Here is a 555-nt window from a genome sequence, read left to right as displayed (position 1 = left end):
TGGACGCCGACAAAGGACGGCGTTGAGCAGTATCTCAATCCTGCAAACCTCATTCCCATCGACCGGTGGGCGCTGGCGCGGCTGAATAGCCTGGTACGCACCGTGACCGACGCATTCGAGGCGTATGATGTCACGACAGCGGGACGCGCCATCGAAGATTTCGTCGATGAACTGTCGAACTGGTATGTGCGACGCAATCGGCGGCGCTTCTGGAAGAGCGAGCACGACAGCGACAAGCAGGCGGCATATGCGACGCTCTACACTTGTCTACTCACGGTGGCGAAACTGGCAGCGCCGTTCGTGCCGTTCGTTGCTGAGGCGATCTACCGCAACCTGGTCGGCCTGGAGAGTCACGAGGGACAGACCGATGCGCCGGAGAGCGTACACCTCGCCGCATGGCCGCAGGTCAACGAAGCGTTGCTCGAAGAACGCCTGGTGGCAGACACCGAAGTGCTGCTGAAGGCCGTCTCCGTCGGGCGCGCGGCGCGGCGAGCGGCGGGGATCAAAGTGCGCCAGCCGCTGCGGGAGTTGTGGGTGCGCGCGCCAACCCCGGCT

1 protein-coding gene is annotated in these 555 nt (G+C 64.0%); it reads left to right on the top strand.

Features of this window, described 5'->3' with window-relative positions; all coding sequences use genetic code 11:
* A partial coding sequence (locus NZ923_10810; GenBank protein MCS7230496.1) for a class I tRNA ligase family protein occupies positions 1-555 on the top strand: 555 nt, incomplete at both ends.

The sequence above is a fragment of the Candidatus Kryptonium sp. genome (assembly GCA_025060635.1).
Taxonomy (GTDB): domain Bacteria; phylum Bacteroidota; class Ignavibacteria; order Kryptoniales; family Kryptoniaceae; genus Kryptonium.
This window is presented reverse-complemented; position numbering and strand designations above follow the sequence as displayed.